The organism is Actinomadura meridiana (assembly GCF_039537545.1).
Taxonomy (GTDB): Bacteria; Actinomycetota; Actinomycetes; order Streptosporangiales; family Streptosporangiaceae; genus Spirillospora; species Spirillospora meridiana.
In genome coordinates this window covers 40,920-58,664 of the sequence record NZ_BAABAS010000035.1, presented here as the reverse complement: position 1 = coordinate 58,664, position 17,745 = coordinate 40,920, and the positions used below count along the sequence as shown (strand labels likewise).

Below are 17,745 nucleotides of genomic sequence, written 5' to 3'. Positions count from 1 at the left end.
CCAACCCGGCTAGAAGCCCCGCGTGCGCCGAGCCGCCGGACGGGCCCACCGCCCCGACGCGCTCAACCCGACGTGCTGGAACGCCCGGATGAACTCACCACCGAGGTTCACGCCCGCGCCCAGCGCCAACGCCACGGAAACGGCGCCAATAAGGCTCAACACACCCGCCTCAGGAGAACCAGTGTTGAGCTCGACCATGCCCCGGTAGAGCGCGGTCCCGGGCAGCAGGGGGCCAATCGCAGGCACCACGAACGGCATGACGGGCTGCCCATGCCTACGCGCCAGCCAGTTCGCCCCGACACCCACCACAGTGGCGGCAACGGCAGCCGCCAAGACCGGCGGGACATTCCACCCACGCGCCAGGACGTACAACACCCAGATCACCCCGCCGCCAAGGGCCGCCGCAGTCAGCACGTTGCGTGGAACGGCCAGCGATACGGCGAACGTCAACGAAATCGCCGCAGCAGCCAGGACGGCGACCGGTTCCAACTCCGCCGCAGGAGTGGGCAGGTGGCCGACATCAAGCGACACACCGAGTTTGACCGCGATGTACACGACCGCGCCCAGCCCCGACACGATCGCCGCGAGCATGAAGAAGACCTCCAGGACCCGCGCACCAGCGCTGACCAGGTCACCAGTGATTCCGTCCTGGATACTCGCGACCAACGGACGCCCCGGCAGCAGCGCCAGGATCGCGCCCGTGACGATCGTCGCGGCCTGACCGGGATTGCCCATCGCCACCACGATCGCCGCGGCCCCCGCACCGATCGCGGCGGCCAACGCCAGTTGGAAGAACTCCGCGATCCCGCGCCGCGCCAACGCGGCAGCGGCACGGTCACCAAGCAGAGTGGCGACGAACGCCGTGGTCGCCACAAGTGGCCCGCCCCCAACAAGCACACTGCCGGACGCCGAGATAAGCCCCAGCGACACCACCAGCAACCACGCCGGATAGGGAGGACGAGCCCGCTTTATCTCCGCGAGCCTCTCGTGGGCCTGGTCAAGCTCCAACATCCCAATAGATGCGTCCTGGACAAGCTGATGAAGCGCAGTGAGCCGCCAGAACGCGGGTGTACGACGACGAATGGCCCGCGTCCCCGTAACCGGAGGCTCGCCCTTCCCAGGATGGGCCGAGACGAGAATGCTCGTCAGAGTGACCTGCACCTCACAACGCGGAAGCTCGTAGGCGACCGCCAACCCCAGCATCGCCTCGTTGACCCGCTCGGTCGTCTCACCACTCGCCAGGAGCAGTTCGCCGACACGCAGGACCAGGTCGATGGCTCGCGGGTCGACGCTCTCGGCGGGCTCCTCCTCGGGGGGTTCAGGGGGCGAGTGGGTCATCAGAACATGCCACGTCCGCCGCAAGCGTTCCGCCGCGCCCATGCCCCGCCCGCGTTCCTTCCCGCCGGTAACCGATCTTGATTTGCAGGCTACCCGTGCCCTCACGTCCGAAATCCGCCGCCCCCGTTATCCACAGAACGAGATTCTGGTGCGGTGCCGTCGGCGGTGCTGGTAGCAAGGACGCATGAGTACTTCCGACCAGCTCCGGGACGAGGCCGAGCGCTGCCTGCGCGCACTGGCGGGCGACGGCGCGCGCCTCCGCGACGACCAGTGGACGGCGATCAACGCCCTCGTCGTCGAGCGACGCCGTGCCCTGGTCGTCCAGCGCACCGGCTGGGGCAAGTCCGCCGTGTACTTCGTGGCCACCCGGCTGCTCCGGGCCCGCGGCGCCGGGCCCACCGTGATCGTCTCGCCGCTGCTGGCGCTGATGCGCAACCAGATCGACGCCGCCGACCGCGCGGGCATCCATGCCCGCACCGTCAACTCGTCCAACACCGGCGACTGGGAGCAGATCTTCGCCGAGGTCGAGGCGGGCGCGGTCGACGTCCTGCTGGTCAGCCCCGAACGTCTCAACAACCCCGAGTTCCGTGACCTCGTCCTGCCCAAGCTCGCCGCCGGGGCCGGCCTCGTCGTGGTGGACGAGGCGCACTGCATCTCCGACTGGGGCCACGACTTCCGCCCCGACTACCGGCGGCTCCGCACCCTCCTCGCCGAACTCCCGCCGGGCATCCCGGTCTTGGCCACCACGGCCACCGCCAACTCCCGCGTCACCCAGGACGTCGCCGAGCAACTCGCCGGAGACGACGCCCTCGTCCTGCGCGGCCCCCTCGAACGCGAATCGCTCCACCTGGCCGTCGTCACACTGCCCACCGCCGCCCAGCGCATCGCCTGGCTGGGCGACCGGCTAGGCGAACTCCCCGGTTCCGGCATCATCTACACCCTCACCGTGGCCGCCGCCCACGAGATCGCCGGATACCTCAGCGACCGGGGCCACCGGGTAGCCGCCTACTCAGGCCAGACCGAACAGGCAGAACGCCTCCAGCACGAACAAGACCTCCTCGACAACAACCTCAAAGCCCTGGTCGCCACGAGCGCCCTAGGCATGGGCTTCGACAAACCCGACCTCGGCTTCATCGTCCATGTCGGCGCTCCACAGTCTCCGGTCGCCTACTACCAGCAGATCGGACGCGCCGGACGCGGCGTCGACCGCGCGGAGGTGATCCTGCTCCCCGGCCGTGAGGACCGCGACATCTGGGCCTACTTCGCCAGCCTCGCGTTCCCCCCGGAGCCCACCGTCCGCCAAACCCTCGAAATCCTCCAGTCCACAGACCGCCCTCTCTCCACGGGCGCCCTGGAACCCCACGTAGACCTCAACCGCACCCGCCTGGACATGATGCTGAAGGTCCTCGACGTCGACGGCGCCGTCCGCCGCGTCAAGGGGGGCTGGACGGCGACCGGCCAACCCTGGTCATACGACCGCGAACGCTACGACCGCGTCACCGCCGAACGCCGCCGAGAACAACAAACAATGCTCGACTACATCACCACCACAACCTGCCGAGAGGAGTACCTACGCCGCCAGCTCGACGACCCTGACGCAACCCCCTGCGGCCGTTGCGACAACTGCACAGGTCGCCACTGGCCCGCCGACGTCACCGAGAAGAGCACGACCCAGGCCCGCACCCGCCTACACCGCCCCGGCGTGGACGTCGCCCCCCGCCGCATGTGGCCCGCCGGAGTCAAGGACGACCTGGGCGTCTCCGGCCGCATCCCTCCCACCCTCCAGGCCGAGACGGGCCGCGCCCTGGGCCGCCTCACCGACATCGGCTGGGGCACCCGCCTACGCGCCCTGCTCGCCGCCCCCGACACCGACGTCCCCACCGACATGCTCGACGCCGTGGTCCGGATCCTCGCCGCCTGGGACTGGCCCGCCCGCCCTGCCGGCGTGGTCACCATCGGCTCCCGCTCCCGCCCCCGCCTGGTCACCACCTTCGGCCGCCAGATCGCCGAAATAGGCCGCCTCCCCTACCTGGGCGAGTTGACCCCCGTAGGCGACCCGACCCCACGCCGCCACAACAGCGCCCAACGCCTCCGCTCCGTCTGGCACACCCTCACCGTCCCCCCCGACCTGGCCACAGCCCTCCGCACCACCCCAGGGCCGATCCTCCTGGTAGACGACCAGATAGAAACCGGCTGGACAATGACCATCGCAACCCGCCTCCTCAAAGAATCCGGCGCCCAATCAATCCTCCCTCTGACCCTGGCCACCCCCAACTAACCGGACCCCAAGCGACCCAACCCATCTGTCAGCCGCCCGCGCGCCCCTGTGGGCGCGGACGAAGACGGCGGCTACCAGTGGGCCCTCGCCGACCGCCCGCGCGCCCCCGTGGGCGCGGGCGGTGACGACGTGGCCGGCCCGTGCGCGCGGCCCCGCGCACGGGCCGGCGTCCCACCCCGGGCGCCGCGGCGGAGAAGGTCCGCGGCGAACGGGAGTCGGCTGACCGGACGGCGGCCCCGGCGGCCGGCACCGCCGGGGCGCGCCCGGGAGCGCCGCCGTCTTGAAGAGACGGATGACGACGGCGGTGGATCGGCCCGGAGAAAGTGTTCTAGAGGTTAGAAAACTCTGTCCAGTTGTTTGAAAGAACATCTTGAGATAAGTTCAGCAGGAAATGTCATCATTTCCCGCCGAACTGACCGTTCGGCCATTTTCGGCGGCCCAGCAGAGCAGGTAGTAATGTCCATCTCCGTGTCGCCGAATCTTGACGCGCTTCTCGACTGCCCGTCCGGGCTGCTCGATATGACGTTCGACCAACTGCGGACGCTGCTGGCCGTGCACGAGACGGGGTCCGCGTTGCGGGCAGCCAGAGTGCTCGGGCGTGAGCAGTCGAGTGTCCAGAAGCAACTCGACACCCTGAATCGGAACAGCCAGGCGTTGTGCGGCGAGGTGCTGACGGTTCGGCAGGGGCGCGGCAAGGATTACCTGTTCACGCCGACGGGGGAGACCACCGTCGAACTGGCGCGGACGACCTTCGAGAAATGGTTGGAGTCGATCCACTGGAGCCGACGCCGTCTGGGCAGAATGCTGACCGTCGGCACCACCGAGTTCACGCTGCCGATCGTGTCCCGGGCGTGGAACCTGGTCTCGGAGGAGTTCCAGCAGCGTGAGGTGGAGTTCAAGGTCGCCCACGTCCGCACCAAGGAGCTGTGGTCACGCCTGGAGACCCGCCAGGTCGACCTGATCTGCGGCAGCATCGTCAGCACCCCCGAGGGCGACCTGCGCCTGGAGGAGTACGAGGTCATCGAATACGCGCGAGGCCAAGCGCTACTCCTCACCAACCTGACTGAGTCAGAGCTGCCGGACGCGGCAATCGAAACCAGTCGGCTAGGCGGCGTCCCCCTGGTGGTGCCACCGGCAGGCCTCGTCGCCGACCTGCTCGCCACCTGGTACGGAACGAACTTCCGCGACCGCCTCACCGTCGTCGCCGACATCGACGACGTGCACTACGGCCTGTCCCTACTACGCTCGGGCTTCGTCCGGGGATGCATGATCGTCACCGGTTCGATCGGCCGCGGAATGGCCGCCCAGGACGACCCGGACGCCGTCCCGCTCCGCACCATCACCCTGAACGACGATCTGAAGCCCCGAGCCGAGCTGATGACCGGCGCCTTCGTCCGCCGCGCCGACCTCGAACGCTACGACGCCGCCCACCCCCTGAACCGCCTGTGGGCCGCGGTAAAAGAGGACGTCCGCACCTACACCCCCATCGCCTGACCCACCAACCCCGCCCCACCCACCACCACCCGCCGCGCCCACAACCGCCCGTGCGACTGACGGGCTACCCACCACCGCTGCCCCTGCTGCCGCGCGGCGGTATGGCGGGTTGCTCGACGTGCGGTGCACAGCGCTGCTCGTGCCCTAGGTGAACTGCGTTCTGGGTGAGCTCCGCGTTGGACGTGGCACGTTCGTCGTGCAGTAGGCCCTGAGCAGCGTTGCGGGGGTTCCAGGGGGTCGCCCCCCTGGGCTAACACGCACGCCCCCCTGGGCTTATTTGATTTGGTTGTCTACTACGTCCAGGGTGGGGCGGGCGCCTAGGTGTTGCATGGCTCGGGCGGCCAGGCGGCAGCCTGCGGTCAGGGCGTCGGCGGGTTGCTTGCCGTCCAGCCAGGGTGGGATGAAGCCCGCGACGAAGGCGTCGCCGGCGCCGGTGCCGTCGGCGATCTTCTCGACGGGTTCGGCGGAGACGGTGACGGGTTCGGGGCGGCCGTTGGTGTACCAGAGGGCGCCGTCGGCGCCGCTCTTGATGACGACCTGCGGGTACCAGGCGGTGAGGACCTTGGCGGCCTGTTCGGGGGTGTCGCGGCCGGTGAGGATCTCGGCCTCCTTGGCGTTGACGACCAGGAGGCGGGCGCCCTGCGTCCATTCGAGGAAGGGCTCGGCGCCCATCCGCTTGAGGGGGGAGGACGAGCCGCCGTCGACCGACACCGACATCTGCGCCTTGCGGGCGAGATCGAGGGTGTGGATGGCGGCCTTGCGGGAACCCTCGTTGATCAGGGAGTAGCCCGAGATGTGCAGGTGGGTGCCCTGGACGAACAGGTCCTTGCAGCGCTCGATGTCCTCGGGGAGGAGGGCGGCGTTGGCTCCGGGGTCGGACAGCATGGTGCGGTCGCCCTTGTGGGTGACCATCACGACGCAGGTTCCGGTGGGACGTTCCTGGTCCATGACGAGGCGGGCGTCGACGCCGTACCCCATCAGTTCCATGTCCCGGTTGCGGCCCGCGATGTCGGAGCCGCGGCGTCCGACGAAGGCGACGTCGATTCCCTCGACGGCGAGCCAGGCGGCCACGTTGGCGCCCGAGCCGCCACCGTGGATCGTCACGGCGGCGGGCGTGTCGCTCCCCTTCGCGAGGGGGAACGCGGCACGCGCGACGGTATCTGTCATAAGATCGCCGACCACGACCACGCGCGTCATGGAGTCATCACCTCGATCAACACGGCCCGCGCGAGCGGCAATTCTGGGCGTGTGCTTGACCGTAACAGCTCTTGAGCCCGGATTAGGTCTCGAACGCGCAGCGAAACCGAGGAAGCACGGTTTTTCCTCTCGCGGGGCCTGGAGTGCCCGTGCCTTACTCTCGGGTACGTGACCGAGCGTTACCCGGATCAGTGGGAGGCCGACGTCGTCCTGAGCGACGGCGGAACGGCGCATCTGCGGCCCATCCGGCCCGCTGACGGGGGGCTCCTGCGCGATTTCCATTCGCGGCTGTCACCGGAGTCGATCTACTACCGGTTCTTCTCGCCGCGCCCGACGCTCTCGGACCGTGATGTCGAACACTTCACGCATGTCGATCACGATCGGCGGGTCGGGCTGATCGCCACGATCGGCGAGGAGATGGTGGCAGTCGTCCGCTATGACCGAATTGATAGCGGGACGGCGGAGGTCGCGTTCCTGGTGGAGGACGCGCACCAGGGCCGCGGGCTCGGGCCCGTGCTGTTGGAGCACATCGCGGCGGCGGCGCGGGAGCGGGGCGTGCGCCGGTTCGTGGCGAGTGTGCTGCCCGACAACCGGCGGATGACGCGGGTGTTCCGGGAGGCGGGTTTCCGGGCCGAGCAGCGGTACGAGGAGGGCGTGTTCGAACTCGTCCTGGACATCGAGCCGACCGAGACGTCGCTGGAGGTGATGGCGGCGCGTGAGCACCGGGCGGAGTCGCGGTCGATCCAGCGGTTGCTGTTCCCGGGGTCGGTGGCGGTGATCGGCGCGAGCCGGGCCGAGCACAGCGTCGGGCGGACGGCGCTGCGGAACCTGCTGGCCGGGGACTTCAGCGGGCCCGTGTATCCGGTGCATCCGACTGCGGCGGCGGTGGCCGGTGTTCGTGCTTATCCGTCTGTTCTGGAGATTCCGGACGATGTCGACCTCGCGGTCGTGGCCGTGCGGGCGGACGTCGTCCACGAGGTGGTGGAGGAGTGCGCGGGCAAGGGCGTGCGGGGTCTGATCGTGGTCTCGTCCGGGTTCGGGGAGATCGGCGAGGACGGGCGTGCCAGGCAAGAGGAACTGGTGCGGCTCGCGCGGGCCTATGGGATGCGTGTCGTTGGTCCGAACTGCTTGGGCATCGCCAATACCGATGCGGGCGTGAGGTTGAACGCGACTCTGGCGCCCACGATGCCGGGACGGGGCCCCGTGGGCTTCTTCTCCCAGTCGGGTGCGCTCGGGATCGCGATTCTGCAACGGACGGCTGAACGCGGCCTGGGACTGTCCACGTTCGTCTCCGCCGGAAACCGGGCGGACGTGTCCGGCAACGACCTGATGCAGTACTGGGAAGAGGACCCGGCGACCAAGGCCGTCCTGTTGTATCTGGAATCGCTGGGCAACCCCCGCAAGTTCACGCGGCTCGCGCGCAGGCTCGGACGCCGCAAGCCGATCGTGGCGGTGAAGAGTGGGCGGAGCACGCAGGGTGTCCCGCTCGGGCACGCGGCGCGGGCGTTGACGCTGCCCGATCACGCGGTCAGCGCGCTGTTCCAGCAGGCCGGGGTGATCCGCGTGGACGACCTGGCGGAGCTGTTCGACGTGGCGCAGGTGCTGGCCTACCAGCCGCTTCCTGCGGGCGACCGGATCGCGATCATCGACAACTCGAACTCGCTGGGGCTGCTGGCGCAGGACGAGGCCGTCGCGCTCGGCCTGGACGCCCGGCCGCGCATCGACCTCGGTCCGAGCGCCGACGCCGACGACTACGAGGCGGCGCTCGCATCGGCGCTGAGCGACGAGACCGTCGACGCGGTGGTGGCGCTGTTCACGCCCCCGACGTTCGGCGGCTACGACCCGCGCGTCCCGGAAAGGATCCGGCGGCTGGCGGCGGGTGCCGTGAAGCCGATCGTGGCGACGTATCTCGGGACGGAGGGCATGCCCGCCGAACTGCGCGCGACCGGCCCGGACGGCATGGCGGCGGAGGGCTCGATCCCGTCCTATCCGTCGCCGGAGGACGCCGTCAGGGCGCTGGCCTACGTGATCCGGTACGCACAGTGGCGGCGGCGCCCCGCGGGCCGTGTGCCGGAGCTCGACGGCGTTGATCGAGACAGGGCCCGCGAGCTGGTCGCCGAATGGCTCGACTCGGACGACCAGGGCGGGCCCGTGGAGGCGACGGCGGAGCAGGCGGCCGAGCTGCTGGCCTGCTACGGCATCGGTGTGTCCGAGGGCGGAGGAGTGCCGACCCGCGTCGTGATCAGGGAGGACCCCTCGTTCGGCGCGGTGATCTTGTTCGGCATCGCCGACGAGACCGCGGCCCTGCTGGACGACCGCGCCTACCGGCTGTCCCCGCTCGCGGACGTCGACGCGGCGGAGATGATCCGCGCCGTCCGCACGGCGCCGCTGCTGCTCGGGCATCGCGGCGCGGAACCGGTGAACCTGACGGCGCTGGAGGAGTTGTTGTTGCGCGCGTCCCGCCTCAACTACGACCTGCCCGAGGTGGCGCGGCTGGAGCTGAGCCCGGTCATGGCGGACGCCTCGGGCGTCGACGTCCGGCACGTGACGATGACCCTGGCCCGGCCGCCGGGACCGCGGCCCGAACTGGGGCCGCGGCGGCTCTCCTGACGTCCGTCAGCCCGTCAGCCCGTCAGCCCGTCAGCCCGTCAGCCCGGCGGTCCTGGGGCCGGTTCCGGCCCCGGCGGAACCGGGTCCGGGTCGGGCACCGGGGGAGACGGGTCGGGCGCGGGGCCGGGCGGCGTCGGTTCCGGCGGCGGTCCGGGCGGAACCGGTTCGGGGGACGGCCCCGGCGGGACGGGCCCGGGCGGCCGCGGCGGAGGCCCGGGGGACGGCCCGGGCGGCGGCTCCACGGGCGGGACCAGCGGTTCCGGGGTCGGCGCCGGGTCCGGGGTGGGCGGCGGCACCGGTGGCGGCGTGGGGAGCGGCTTCTCGTCCATGCCGGACCCGTACCCGCGATGGAGCCGATCATCATGCCGGGGGCCGGTCGTGTGCGCGGCCGACCCCGGACAGGGCAGGATGGGGCCATGAGGGAAACCCGAGCGACCGTCGGCGGTCTGCGCACGGCGATCGAGCGCAGCGGCTACTACCCGGACCTGGTCGCGGACGCGGTGGAGTCGGCCATCGGCGAGGAGCCCGTCGTCGCCTTCGTCGTCCACCACGAGGCGACGTTCGACCCCGCGATGGAGGTGCGGCGGCACGTGACCGTGCTGGTGCTGTCGGCGAGCCGCCTGCTGGTGTGCCACACCGACGAGCACCCGCCGGGCGAGGGCATGGCGCAGCCGCACGCGTCCACCACCACCGAGGCCGTCAAGCTGGAGCGCGTCCAGTCGGTCGCGGTGACCCGGGTCGTCCCGGACCCGGCGTCCTACGTCCCGGGGGTGCCGCCCACGGAGGTCGTGCTGACCATCGGCTGGGGCGCCATCGCCCACATCGACCTGGAGCCCGCGACATGCGGGGACGAGAACTGCGAGGCCGACCACGGCTACACGGGCAGCGTCACGGCCGACGACCTGTCCCTGCGGGTCAGCGAGGCGGCGGACGGCGCCGACGCCGTGACGCAGGTGCTCGCGTTCGCCGAGGAGCTGTCGGCCGCGACCGCGCGATGAGCACGCCGCCCGAACCGCCCGTCCCCCGGTACGGGACGGGTGCGCTGGCCGACCTGCCGCCCGCGGTGCTGGCGTCGCTGGGCGTGCCCGGAGCGGTGGACGTCCTCGGCCTGCCGCCGGTGCCGCGCGTCTGCGTCCTGGTGATCGACGGGCTCGGCTGGGAGCAGCTCCGCGCCCATCCGGACGAGGCCCCCTACCTGACCTCGATGGACGGCGGCCCGATCACGGCGGGGTTCCCGGCGACGACGGTCAGCAGCCTCGGCTCGCTCGCCACCGGCGCCCCGCCCGGCGCGCACGGCCTGCTCGGCGTGCAGGTCGCGATCCCCGGCACCGGCAGGCTGCTGAACTGCCTGCGCTGGCAGGACGACTCCGTCGACCCGGTCGAGTTCCAGCCCGTCCCGACCGTGTACGAGCGGGCGGCGGCGGACGGCGTCGAGACCTCCTACGTCGCGCTGCGCCAGTACCGGGGCACCGCGCTCAGCCGCGCCACCGCGCGCGGCGCCCGATACCGCTCGGCGCAGGGCCTCGGGCAGCTCGTCGGACGCGCCGAGGCGGCCCTGCGCGCGGGCGACCGAACGTTCGTCACCGTCTACCACCCCGATCTCGACTCGACCGGGCACCGGTTCGGCGTCGGGTCCGCCGACTGGCGGCACCAGCTGCGGTTCGTGGACCTCCTCGTCCGGCAGCTCGCGGACGTCCTGCCCCCGGGGTCGGCGTTGTACGTGACCGCCGACCACGGCATGGTCGACCCGGTGGACCGGGTGGACGCCGACACCGTCGACGGGCTGCGGGACGGCGTCGCGCTCCTGGGCGGAGATGCCCGCGCCCGGTACGTCTACAGCGAGCCCGGCGCCCACGACGACGTTCTCGCCGCCTGGACGGCCGTGCTCGGCGACCGCGCGTGGGTCGTGTCCCGTGACCGGGCCGTCGCGGACGGTTGGTTCGGCCCCGTCGGCCCCGGCATGCTGGAGCGGATCGGGGACGTGATCGCCGTCCCGCACGCCGAACTCGCGATCGTCGCGTCGGAGCGGGAACCGTGGCTGAACCGGATGGTCGGCATGCACGGCTCCCTCGTTTCGGCGGAACAACTGGTCCCGTTGCTGACCACGTTCCGACAATGAGGCTCAGATGGGTGAGATGAACAAGGAATCGCCCCTCCCTAATCGGGGCAACGACGGTCAAACTGGCGGTGTGCACCCTCTCATCGAAGTGCCCGCGCTGGACTTGCTGCTCCGACGGCAGACACCCGTGGTCCTGCTGGACGTCCGATGGCATCTCGCGGGTCCGCCGGGGATCGAGTCCTACCGCAAGGGGCACCTGCCCGGCGCCGTGTTCGTCGACCTCGACCAGGACGTGGCCGGACCGCCTGGACCCGGCGGCCGCCACCCCCTGCCCGAACCCGTCGCGTTCGAGGCCGCCATGCGCCGCGCCGGGGTGTCGCAGGACCGTCTCGTCGTGGTCTACGACGACGCCGACTCCATGTCCGCGGCCCGCGTCTGGTGGTCGCTGCGGTACTTCGGCCACGACCGGGTCCGCGTGCTGAACGGCGGGTACCGCGCCTGGGCGGAGACGGGCCGCCCGGTGAGCGGCGACGACCCTGAGGTCAAGCCGGGCGGCTTCATCGCCGACCCGGGACGGCTGCCCGTGCTGGACGCCGAGGGCGCCGCCGAGCTGGCCACGGCGGGCGTGCTGCTCGACGCCCGCGCCCCCGAACGGTACCGGGGCGACCAGGAGCCCGTGGACCCCGTCGCCGGGCACATCCCGGGCGCGCGCAACGCGCCCACCTCGAGCAACGTCGGCGTGGACGGCCGCTTCCTGCCGCCCGAGCTGCTGCGCGAACGTTTCGCCCAACTCGGCGCGACCGACGCGCTCGACGTCGGCACGTACTGCGGCTCCGGGGTGACGGCCGCCCACGAGATCCTCGCCCTCCACCTGGCGGGGATCCCCGCCGCCCTCTACGTGGGTTCCTGGTCCAACTGGGTGACGGACCCGTCCAACCCCGTCGCGGTCGGAGACACCTGAAGCCCTGCGGCTCTCCGCACGGACTGTGTGGTCACCGAGGGCGCAGCTCCGTGCGGACACACCGTCAGCCCGCGCCCATGCACACGAGGCCGAGCACATCGGATGGGCGCGGGACGGCGGCCAACGCATGGGACGGGGTCATACCGTCGACGAGGCTGGCGTGGAACGCGGCCATGAACTCGGGCGTGGCCGCGTCCCGGACGGGCGCGACGCTGGCGACGACAGTGGCGGTGCCGAGCGCGAGGAGCACGCCCGCCATGCCGAGCGCGGCGTCACCTTCGTCGGCACGTCCGATGTCGCACGCGGACAGGACGACCAATCGCGGTGGGACGGACAGCTCGTCCAGATCGTGCACCAGCAGTGGCCCATCCGCGAGCCGCAACCGAGAGAACAGCGCACTTCCCTGCCGGAACTCGCCATGCGCGGCGATGTGGACGAGGCCAGCACCGTCCGAAGCGGCCAGCACGGTCTCGGCGCGCGCGTTGTCACCGTCCAACACCAGGGCACCCGGGTGGAGGCGCCGCAAAGCCGCGATCTCACGTCCTGCATGACGAAGCCCCGGCCCGGCGATCAGCACGGTGTGCCCAGCACCCCCGGCGGCCTGGGCACGCAGCCACGCCCCAGCCGACGGCACAATCGTGAACGGCCGCCCGACCAGTGACGGCAGCACCGCCCAGGGCAGACCGTGCAGCGCACCGGTCGGGGCGATGACGAGATCACGATCGCCGAGATCGTCCCGCAGCGGGGCCAGCAGCCACCGATCGAGCCGAGCCGCCGCGTCACCGAGGACAGACAGCGCCTGCGGGTCGTCGCCGCCAGCAAGCCGACGCACGGCGTAGCGAAGCAACCCAGTCTCGCGGACGGCGTCGTCGCACGTGCCAAGCAAGTGACGGCGGAACGTGTCCCCGACGACAGTCACGGCATGCAGATCGGGTCCGATCGCGATCAGCTCGACGAGCGCGCGTTCCTGGAGCGCCGCCGCTATCTCGGCGCCGTCCACCGCGCCCGCCAGGGCAGCGCCGAGCGGGCGGCTCCGCGTCCGAGAACGGACCTCAGCCTCCAATTCGGCCAGGTCCCGTGACAGCGGTGAGGCGGAGCCGCCCCTCGCCGTGCGTCCGGTGTGCTCGACGCTGAGGGCCCGCAGTGCGGTCAGTGCCGCCGCACGCTTCGGGTCCTTCGGCGGCCGGACGCTGGCCGGACGCGCGATCGCCCGCCGCCGTTCCTCGACGGCGAGCAGGTCCGACGCCGAACCGGCCAGGTCAAGGCCGAGTTGGGCCAGATCGGCGGTGAGTCCCGACGCCCGGGCCCGCAGGTCCAGCGCGCCCAACGCATCCGCGTGCTCCTCGGCGACCCGAAGCCCTTCGTTGACCGCGTCCACCGCGCCCAGGTGGTCGCTGCGGGCGGTGCGTTCGAGAGCGGCGGCATGCCAGGCCGCGATCCGCGCGGACGCGGGCCCACCCCGCCGCCCGACCAAGGGCAGCAGGTGTCCGGCAGGTCGGCCGAGCGACAGCGCCACCCGCGCCGCGACGATCCGGGCCTCATCCGCCGCATCGCTCCAGCCGCCGCCGTGCAGGCGTTCGGCGGCGGCCTCGGCGGAGCGCAGCAGGACGGCCGACCGTTCACCGGACGCCCACCGCGCCTTGAGCAGAATGTGCTCGGCCAGAAGCGTCCAGCCGGTGCGGTTCTGCTCGGTGAACGCGGCGCGGGCCCGTTCGGCGGCGCCGGTGCACTGCTCGGCGTTGCCAGCGGCCAATTCGGCATGTGCGAGAAGCAGGAAACCGTCCGCGATGTCGCAGCCGTACCCATTGGCCGTGGCGGCGTCCAAAGCCTCAGCGAGGAGAGGACGGGCCTCGCCCGGCAGACCCGCCATGATGAGCATCTCCGCCTGATCGAAACGGCACTGCGCCCAACGTTCACCGACCAGATACGGCTCGCACTCGGCGAACAGGCGAAGCGCGCGCGGAACGTCCCCGCGCCGCGCCACCACGAACGCGAGATTCCCCTTGGACATCGCCGTCTGGTGTCGCAGCCCGGCCGCCTCGCCGACCACGACCGCCTCACCCAGGATCACCTCCGCCTCGGCGACCTCGCCGCGCAACGCCTGGGCGAGCCCGAGGTTGGTCAGCAGCCCGGCGAGCGCCGCCGGGTCGTGCCCTTGCCTCAGCCCGGGTAAGGCACGCTCGGCTACGGCATGCGCCTCGTCCACACGCCCCGCCCGCGCCAATGCACACGCCTCGTTGGCGGCCAGCCGATCAGCGTCCGGCCCTCGCAGGATGCCCTCCGCCTCAGCTACATGAGCCAACGCCTTCGTGACATCGCCGCGCGCCGTCAGCAACCCGACGAGATTCATACGAACCTGAGCCGCCCCATACCCATCAGCCATGCCCAGAGCACGGTCCAGAAAGGCGACCCCCTCATCCAGCCGCCCCAACTCCTTCGCAGCCAGCCCTGCCACCCGCAATGCGAACACCTTGGTGTTGATGTCGAGCGCACCGCCACTCATTGCCAGCGACCCGCCGTCAGTGTCGGGCGCGCTGTTGTTGGCGTTGGGTGCGTCGACGTCTTTGGCTGGCACGCGTTTGTTCGGGTCGGGAGCCTTGCCCTCGTTGAGAAGGGCCAGGGCCTGGGTGAGGGCGGTCGAGGGGTTTGTGTCGACCAGGCGTAGGAGTTCGGTCTCGGGGCCGTCCTTCCGGTGGGGGTGGGTGCCCCACCGGAAGGACGTTCCCGTCACAGGCGGATCCAGCTGGTGACGATGGACGTGCCGTCTTCCAGGCGGAAGACGAGGCTTACCAGGCCCTCGGGCACGCCCGGTACGCAGAACAGGCCGGCTGGTTCGGCGCGGACCGTGATGCCGTCCGGTGGGACGTCCCGGTGCCGGACCTCGACGAGGGCGGGCACCGACGGGACGAGCCGTCCGGTGAGTTCGCGGTCGCGGCCGTTCGTGGACACCTCGACCTCCACCGAGCCGCCCGGACACGCGAACGTCAGCACGCGGGCCGCCGGGCCGCGTACTCCGGCCGCCGCGCGTGCGGCGCGGTCGCGTTTCAGTTCCGCCAGCGTCGCCGACGGGGCCTTCCACGCGATCGCCGCCCGCGCCGCCGCCAGCACCTCGCCGGGCACCGGGTCGAGCGCGTCGAACGCCGCCCGGACGCCCGCGATCAGTTCGTCGTCGTTCACTGGACGAGCCTCCGCAGCGCGTCCAGGCAGCGTGCCCGGGTCGGGGCGACGCTGCCGACCGGAATACCGAGCGCGGCGGCGAGCTCGGCCTGGCTGGACGCGACCGCGAACAGCCGCAGCAGCGTCCGGCACCGCCGGGGCAGCGCCCCGAGCGCCGCGCCGACCCGGCCGACGTGCTCCCGGTCGAGGACCACCTGGTCGGGGCCCGGTTCCGGGGTGCGCGGCGCGGGAACGAGCGGCACGTCGCGCCCGCGCAGGCGGACCAGGCGCAGGCTCTCGTTCCGCGCGGTCGTGGCGAGCCAGCATCCGGTGGCGGACGGATCGCGCAACCCGTCGATCCGTTCCACCAGCCGCAGCCACGTGGTCTGCACCACGTCGCCGGAGTCGGCGTCGTCCAAACCGTGTGAGCGGGCGATCGACCACAGCAGCCCGCTGTGCCGCTCGACCAGCCGGGCCCACGCGGCACCATCACCGCCGCGCGCCCGGTCGACCAGTTCGCCCGTACTGTCGTCTTTATGGGCCACCGAAGTCTCCTCCCGAGGCCCCCCGCTGGTATTTCACCCTATGCCATGAACGTGTCACTCCGCGTGGACGATTTCGGGTTCCTGGCCGACGCGCGTCCGGGAACCGACGACCACGCCGAGATCGGGCAGGACGGGATGCGCCACCGGGTCGAGGACGCGGTCGGCGGCGGCCGCCGCGTCGAGCCCCTCGGACGCCGCCAGCCCCGCGATCCGGCCCGCGACGACCGGGGTCGCGAACGACGTCCCGCTCCAGATCGCGTAGCCGTCGAACAGGTCGGGGTCGATGCCGTGGACGGGCGGCCGCGTCCCGTCGAACCGGACGAACGTGCTGGCCACGTCCACGCCCTGCGCGCAGGCGTCCACCCACCAGCCGTGGTTGGTGAACGCGGCGGGGACGTCGCCGTCCAGCGCACCGACCCCGATGACGGGCTTCATCGCGGCGGGCCAGAACGGGCGGTCGGTCGCGGCGTTGCCCGCGCACGCCACCACGACGGTCCGGCGGCCGAGCGCCGCGATCGCGGACGCCAGCACCGGCGACGGACGGTCGTCGAACGTGTGGCAGCCGAGCGACAGGTTGACCACGTCGGCGCCGCCCCACGCGGCGAGCCATTCCAGCGCCCGGATCACGCCCAGCTCGTCGCCGACGCCGTCGCCGCCGATGACGCGGCGGGCCCGCAGCCGCGCCGCCGGGGCGTGCCGCAGCACGACGCCCGCGATGAACGTGCCGTGTCCGGCCTGCGCGTCCAGGTCGTAGTCGAGGTCGGCGTCCAGGACCTCCGTGACCTCGGCGCGCTGCTCCCGGTACCAGTCGGTGTCGGCGTACCAGGGGTGCGGTGACAGGCCGGTGTCGAGGATCGCGACCGCCACGTCCCGGCGCGCCGCGTCGGCCCCGGGCGCGGGCGGCGCGGCGAGGGATGCGGACGGGCGGGGCAGGTCGGCGGGGCCGCTCCACCACATCGGTTGCCCATGGACGAGATGGTTCGGCGCCGCGCTCAGCCGCCGCTGCCGACGCTGGCCCCCGCCGGTGCCGAGACCGGCGGCCAGCTCGCACACGTCCACCTTCGCGGCGGCGCGCAGCCGGAGTCGCGTGACGCTGTTTCCGTCGTCCCGCGAGTCGTACCAGCGCCGGACGAGGGTCTCGGCGGTGGCCGCGTCCCGTCCGGCGACGAGGATCTCGTCCCGCCGGATCAGTGCCGGACGCCCAGGGAAGGGCTCCACCACGACCGCGTCGGTGTGCCGCGCCAGAACTCTCTCCAGCCGCGCCTGTTGATCGAACATTGCGTCCTCGTTTCGTCACCAGCCCGGCCCCGCACACATCGTGCCCGTGTCGCAACCCTTTGTGACGAGTTTTGGACGCACCGATGCGGCCGGAGGCGGCCGTGTTCCAAGGCCGACTTTCGCCGCGCGCGGGCCCGCGAGGGCCTACGCTTGTCGGTCAGGCCCGGTGAACGGTGTGCATCCTGTGGTCAAGCGTTCGATAATCGGTGAACTCACGGTGGTGCGACACCGTGCCGATGATGCACAATGAGGGACGCGGACGCCGACTTGGGACGTACGAGGCCGTAGGGGAAGACGAGCCTCGGTACAGATCCAGGAGGTCCGGTGACCGCACGTGGCGTTTTCTACGTCCACTCCGCGCCGCCTGCGCTGAGCCCGCACATCGAGTGGGCCGCCGCAGGTGTTCTAGGTGTGCCCGTTTCCCTTGAGTGGACTGATCAGCCGGCCGCGCCCGGGACGCTGCGCGCCGAACTTCATTGGGAGGGGAGGCCGGGCGCCGCCGCGGGCATCACCTCCGCGCTGCGCTCGTGGAAGCTGGTGCGCTTCGAGGCCACCGAGGATCCCACCCCGGGCACCGACGGTGTCCGCTTCAGCTTCACCCCGTCGCTCGGGGTGTTCTCGGGGGTGATCGGGGCGAGCGGCGACATCATGGTCCCCGAGGACCGGCTCCGCTCCGTCATGGCGAACGCCGCCGTGGGCAAGACGACCCTGGAGATCGAGCTGGACCGCCTGCTCGGCACCCCCTGGGACAACGAGCTGGAGCCGTTCCGCCGGGCCGGTGACGGCGCTCCCGTCCGCTGGCTGCACGCCGCCGTGTGACCCCGGTGGC

General features: G+C 71.7%; 14 protein-coding genes. 7 read left to right on the top strand and 7 right to left on the bottom strand.

The features are described from left to right. Window positions 1–9: 9 nt before the first annotated feature. Entirely contained in the window at window positions 10–1,338 is a 1,329-nt protein-coding gene (locus tag ABD808_RS37945; RefSeq protein WP_344908241.1) for a threonine/serine exporter family protein, read from the bottom strand. Window positions 1,339–1,522: 184 nt separating this feature from the next. Between ABD808_RS37945 and ABD808_RS37940 the strand changes: the two genes are divergently transcribed. Both ABD808_RS37940 and ABD808_RS37935 read left to right on the top strand, forming a co-directional pair. Next, window positions 1,523–3,616 (top strand): RecQ family ATP-dependent DNA helicase, encoded by a 2,094-nt coding sequence (locus ABD808_RS37940; protein ID WP_344908239.1) that lies wholly within the window; start codon window positions 1,523–1,525, stop codon window positions 3,614–3,616. Window positions 3,617–4,084: 468 nt separating this feature from the next. Beyond that, the gene (locus tag ABD808_RS37935; protein WP_344908236.1) at window positions 4,085–5,110 is read left to right on the top strand and encodes a LysR family transcriptional regulator; all 1,026 of its coding nucleotides are present in this window, start codon (window positions 4,085–4,087) and stop codon (window positions 5,108–5,110) included. 273 nt (window positions 5,111–5,383) lie between these two features. Here the strand turns inward: ABD808_RS37935 and ABD808_RS37930 are convergent, their stop codons facing one another. Beyond that, window positions 5,384–6,307 (bottom strand): carbohydrate kinase family protein, encoded by a 924-nt coding sequence (locus ABD808_RS37930; protein ID WP_344908233.1) that lies wholly within the window; start codon window positions 6,305–6,307, stop codon window positions 5,384–5,386. Between the two features lie 168 nt (window positions 6,308–6,475). On the opposite strand from ABD808_RS37930, the gene ABD808_RS37925 reads away from it, so the two are divergent. After that, a complete protein-coding gene (locus tag ABD808_RS37925; RefSeq protein ID WP_344908230.1) occupies window positions 6,476–8,917 on the top strand; it encodes a bifunctional acetate--CoA ligase family protein/GNAT family N-acetyltransferase in 2,442 nt (813 codons plus the stop codon). Between the two features lie 38 nt (window positions 8,918–8,955). On the opposite strand, the gene ABD808_RS37920 is transcribed toward ABD808_RS37925, so the two are convergent. Beyond that, complete coding sequence (locus ABD808_RS37920; RefSeq protein WP_344908227.1) at window positions 8,956–9,246, bottom strand: hypothetical protein; 291 nt, start codon at window positions 9,244–9,246, stop codon at window positions 8,956–8,958. Between the two features lie 87 nt (window positions 9,247–9,333). On the opposite strand from ABD808_RS37920, the gene ABD808_RS37915 reads away from it, so the two are divergent. From ABD808_RS37915 to ABD808_RS37905, 3 genes are all read left to right on the top strand, one after another. Further along, window positions 9,334–9,915: a DUF5998 family protein gene (locus ABD808_RS37915; protein WP_344908225.1), complete on the top strand. Its 582-nt coding sequence runs from the start codon at window positions 9,334–9,336 to the stop codon at window positions 9,913–9,915. After that, complete coding sequence (locus ABD808_RS37910; RefSeq protein ID WP_344908222.1) at window positions 9,912–11,036, top strand: alkaline phosphatase family protein; 1,125 nt, start codon at window positions 9,912–9,914, stop codon at window positions 11,034–11,036. The genes ABD808_RS37915 and ABD808_RS37910 overlap by 4 nt, the downstream gene beginning before the upstream one ends. Before the next feature lie 70 nt (window positions 11,037–11,106). Beyond that, a complete protein-coding gene (locus ABD808_RS37905; protein ID WP_344908220.1) occupies window positions 11,107–11,937 on the top strand; it encodes a sulfurtransferase in 831 nt (276 codons plus the stop codon). Between the two features lie 64 nt (window positions 11,938–12,001). Here ABD808_RS37905 and ABD808_RS37900 read toward each other — a convergent pair whose 3' ends face one another. From ABD808_RS37900 to ABD808_RS37885, 4 genes are read right to left on the bottom strand one after another with little or no spacing between them, the layout of a single operon-like run. Continuing rightward, a complete protein-coding gene (locus ABD808_RS37900) occupies window positions 12,002–14,668 on the bottom strand; it encodes a CHAT domain-containing protein (protein WP_344908217.1) in 2,667 nt (888 codons plus the stop codon). Continuing rightward, a complete protein-coding gene (locus tag ABD808_RS37895; protein WP_344908214.1) occupies window positions 14,665–15,114 on the bottom strand; it encodes a hypothetical protein in 450 nt (149 codons plus the stop codon). The genes ABD808_RS37900 and ABD808_RS37895 overlap by 4 nt, the downstream gene beginning before the upstream one ends. After that, window positions 15,111–15,638 carry an RNA polymerase sigma factor gene (locus ABD808_RS37890; RefSeq protein WP_344908211.1) on the bottom strand — a complete coding sequence of 176 codons (528 nt, stop codon included), beginning with the start codon at window positions 15,636–15,638 and terminating at the stop codon, window positions 15,111–15,113. Before ABD808_RS37890 ends, ABD808_RS37895 begins: the two co-directional genes overlap by 4 nt. 54 nt (window positions 15,639–15,692) lie before the next feature. Next, the gene (locus ABD808_RS37885; protein WP_344908209.1) at window positions 15,693–16,916 is read right to left on the bottom strand and encodes a S8 family peptidase; all 1,224 of its coding nucleotides are present in this window, start codon (window positions 16,914–16,916) and stop codon (window positions 15,693–15,695) included. 324 nt (window positions 16,917–17,240) lie between these two features. Here ABD808_RS37885 and ABD808_RS37880 point away from each other — a divergent pair, with 324 nt between their 5' ends. Further along, window positions 17,241–17,735, top strand: coding sequence for a DUF3145 domain-containing protein (locus ABD808_RS37880; RefSeq protein ID WP_344908206.1), 495 nt, complete (start codon window positions 17,241–17,243; stop codon window positions 17,733–17,735). The last annotated feature ends 10 nt before the right edge of the window (window positions 17,736–17,745 follow it).